Here is a 4,238-nt window from a genome sequence, read left to right as displayed (position 1 = left end):
TATTGAACGGGAAAAGACATTGATTCTTCGTCAACTTAAACGCAAGTTAGGGGAGATTAATCCTTCATTAGAAACTAAAATCATGGAGTTAAGTATTGATGATGTCGAAGCATTAGCAGAAGCTTTATTCGATTTCTCTACAGTTAAAGATTTAATCAATTGGTTAAATACTTTAACTGCTTAGTTTTGAGGTTAGCGTTCACCTTCTGACAACAACCCACTAAAATTGTCATAATGAAACAGACAACCGCTAATTATGATGAACCTTGGAAAGAAGCTTTAACCGAGTATTTTGAGGCGTTTTTACATTTCTTCTTTCCTGAAGTTCACCAACTAATCAGTTATCAGTTATCAGTTATCAGTTATCAGTTATCAGTTACCAGTTACCAGTTATCAGTTATCAGTGACTAATTGGAAGCAAGTAGCAATCCCTTTGCTATAATAGTCATGGCACACCTGAAAACAAAAGCGACTACTGGGAAGCTGCCAGAACGGGAACAGTGGAAGTGGAGGTTAATCAGGGGATTATATGAAAAGGAGTTCGAGAGAGAACAGATAATTAAACTGTTTGAAATCATCGACAATATGATGACTTTATCCTCTGAATTGCAGTCAAGTTTAGAGAGTAAAATCAAACAATTTGAGGAGGAAAGAACCATGCCTTTAATGAGTAATATGGAGTTACGAGGAATGGAACGCGGTAAGGAAATTGGTAAGGAAATTGGTAAGGAAATTGGTAAGGAAATTGGCAAGGAAATTGGCGCGTTAGAAAAAAGCCGCGATGACATAAAAACAGTTTTAACTGTGCGGTTTGGACAAATTTCTTCAGAAATTGAAGAGATAATCGGCAACATCACTAACCCTACTATCTTAGAAGAGCTACTAAAATTAGCAGCTACCGCTAATTCTCTCGCAGAATTTAAGCAGTCTTTGGCAAAAATCCAATCCTAGAACTTCTTTAGAAAACGGGTTTCTTTGAGAGATACCGACCTCGACGGCACTCAATCGGTGTGGATGGTGCCTTCTTTAGGGGCTTAATTGTTTAATTTTTACTCTTTATTCAGGAAAAAATCATGTCAACTCCTTTTTTAGTTAAGGATATCAATCCCAGCAATCTAACGGTGGTGGGTAATACCCTCTACTTCAGCGCCGCTGACGGCGTTAACGGCACTGAATTGTGGAAAAGCGACGGTACGGCGCTGGGTACGGTTCTGGTCAAGGACATCCGCCCTGGTTCCTCTAGCTCCTCGCCAGGCAGTCTTACAGTAGTGGGCAACACCTTGTACTTTACCTCTGATGACGGGGTGAACGGTAAGGAATTATGGAAGAGCGACGGCACGGCTGCGGGTACGGTTCTGGTCAAGGACATCCGCCCCGGCTCCTCTAGCTCCGGTGGCGTTATCACTGGTGGCTTGAGTTCCAACCCCCGCAATCTAACAGCGGTGGGCAATACCCTGTACTTCAATGCCTTTGACGACGTTAACGGTGAGGAATTGTGGAAAAGCGACGGCACAGCGGCGGGTACAGTTCTGGTAGCCGACATCGGCCCTGGTTCCAATGGCTCTGGCCCCCGCAATTTGACGGCGGTGGGCAATACCCTGTACTTCACTGCCTTTGACGACGTTAACGGTGAGGAATTGTGGAAAAGCGACGGCACAGCGGCCGGTACAGTTCGGGTCAAAGATATCCGCCCTGGTTCCAATGGCTCCAACATCCGCTTTCCGACAGCAGTAGGCAATACCCTCTTTTTCACTGCCGATAACGGCGTAAATGGTCGGGAATTGTGGAAGAGCGACGGCACGGCGGCCGGTACGGTTTTGGTCAAAGATATCGCCCCCGGTTCGTCCAACCCAAGCTATCTGACGGCGGTGGGTAACACAGTGTTCTTCAGCGCCAATGACGGCGGCGGTTACGGCGGCGTTAACGGTAGAGAATTGTGGAAAAGCGACGGCACAGCGGCGGGTACGGTTCTGGTCAAAGATATCGGCGTGCAGCACCCCTATATCCCTGGCACTTACCCCAACAATTTAACGGCAGTAGGCAATACCCTGTTCTTCACTCCCATTGACAGCGTTAACGGTAGAGAATTGTGGAAAAGCGACGGCACAGCGGCGGGTACGGTTCTGGTCAAAGATATCCGCCCTGGTTACTCTAGCTCCCTCCCCCGCTATCTAACGGCAGTGGGCAATACCCTGTACTTCACTGCCTTTGACGACGTTAACGGTGAGGAATTGTGGAAAAGCGACGGCACGGCGGCCGGTACAGTTCTGGTAGCCGACATCCGCCCTGGTTCCAATGGCTCTAACCCCCGCAATTTGAGGGTAGTGGGCAGCACCCTGTACTTCAGCGCCAATGACGGCGTTAACGGTTATGACTTGTGGGCTTTAAATGTGGGTACGCCCGCAGTTCCCACCCTCGCTATTGCCGCCACCAGTGCCAATCAAACCGAGGGCAATAGTGGCAGTAAAGCCTTTACCTTCACCGTCACTCGTGCGGTTAATACCACGGGAAGCAATAACGTCAACTGGGCAGTTACCGGCAGCGGCAGCAATCCTGCCAATGCCACTGATTTTGTCGGGGGAGTGTTACCCAGTGGGGTAGTGAGTTTTACGACGGGGGAAATCAGTAAGGTGATTACTGTTGACGTTCAGGGAGATACAACAGTAGAACCGAACGAAAACTTTACCGTTACCCTCTCCAATGCCACCAACGGCGCTACTATTACCACCGCTACTGCCACCGGAGCCATTCAAAATGATGATACCAGTGTCACCCTGGCGGTTTCTCCCGCAAGCGTAACTGAAGACGGGACAAGTAATCTGGTTTATACCTTCACTCGTAGTGGAGTAACAACAAGTGCTTTGACAGTCAATTACAGTATTGGGGGGACTGCGACTCTCAATACCGATTACACTCGCAGCGGGACTAACAATACTGTCACCTTCGCAGCTAATGCTACTACTGCTACCGTAATCGTTGACCCCACTGCTGATACTACAGTGGAAAACAATGAAACGGTCGCCTTAACTCTTACTTCGGGGACTGGTTATACAATAGGTACACCAACCGCAGTGACGGGGACGATTAATAATGATGATACCAATGTTACTCTTGCGGTCTCTCCTGGAAGTGTTACCGAAGACGGGACAAATAATCTGGTTTATACTTTCACCCGTAGCGGAGTAACAAGTAATGCTTTAACAGTCAATTACACCCTCGGAGGGACAGCGACTTTAAATACCGACTACACTCGTACAGGGACTACCAATACAGTCACCTTTGTTGCTGGTTCATCCACTGCTACCGTAACCGTTGACCCCACTGCTGACACAATAGTAGAAAGTAACGAAACTGTTATTTTAACTCTTGCTGCGGGGACAGGTTATACAATAGGTACACCAACCGCAGTGACGGGGACAATTACCAATGACGACTTTTCCCAACTCTCCATCAACGACATCATTACTGTTGTCGAAGGTAAAAATAGTAATGCAGTTCTCACCGTCACTGTAAATAATCCCAATCCACAACAAATTAGTGTTAATTATGCTACTGCACCCATTGATGCTAATGCTAATGTAGATTACACTAGCCAGACAGGAACTCTCATCATTCCCGCTAATGCTTCTACTGCTACTATTACCATTCCCATTCTCAATGATGACCTTAATGAACCGGATGAAGTCTTTGCAGTAACCTTGTCAAATGCGACTAATGCTATCATTAATCCTGATGAAGAAACAGCAGGAGTTATCATTACTGATACTTGGCAAAGCATTCTCACTCGTACTTTACCTAACGGTGTCGAAAACCTCAAACTAATTGGCACTAATAATATTAATGGTACAGGTAACGCTGGTAACAATAATATCACCGGAAATAGTGGCAATAATCAAATCAATGGAGGTGCGGGAATTGATATTCTAACCGGTGGTCCAGGTGCAGATACTTTCATCTTCCAATTTGGCCAATCTACCATATCAACAAGCGATCGTATCACAGATTTTGCCATCAATACTGATAAAATTGACTTATTAACTCAAGGTGGACTCGCCACCAATGCACCGATTAGTTTCAGTCGTGCTGCTAATAGCACTGTCACCACTTTACAGAATTTAATCAATCAAGTATTTACTGATGCTAATGGAGCGATTACAGGTAATCAAGGATTAGGGGTTAATAGTGCCGCCTTAGTGCAGGTAACAACCGGTGCAATAGCTGGAACTTACCTCGTTATT

General features: G+C 46.1%; 4 protein-coding genes. All 4 read left to right on the top strand.

Annotated features, from left to right (window positions below; translation table 11 throughout):
• The coding region (locus tag IM507_RS21340) for a DUF4351 domain-containing protein (RefSeq protein ID WP_287637710.1) at positions 1-184 on the top strand (184 nt) is incomplete at its 5' end.
• A 50-nt stretch (positions 185-234) separates the two neighbouring features.
• Positions 235-411, top strand: coding sequence for a hypothetical protein (locus IM507_RS21335; RefSeq protein ID WP_002736962.1), 177 nt, complete (start codon positions 235-237; stop codon positions 409-411).
• A gap of 36 nt (positions 412-447) precedes the next feature.
• Positions 448-951, top strand: coding sequence for a hypothetical protein (locus tag IM507_RS21330; RefSeq protein WP_069473976.1), 504 nt, complete (start codon positions 448-450; stop codon positions 949-951).
• A 122-nt stretch (positions 952-1,073) separates the two neighbouring features.
• On the top strand, positions 1,074-4,238 hold a 3,165-nt coding region (locus IM507_RS21325), incomplete at its 3' end, for an ELWxxDGT repeat protein (protein WP_287637709.1).

The organism is Microcystis sp. M20BS1, from assembly GCF_020245305.1.
In the GTDB taxonomy this organism is placed as follows: domain Bacteria; phylum Cyanobacteriota; class Cyanobacteriia; order Cyanobacteriales; family Microcystaceae; genus Microcystis; species Microcystis ichthyoblabe_A.
This window is presented reverse-complemented; position numbering and strand designations above follow the sequence as displayed.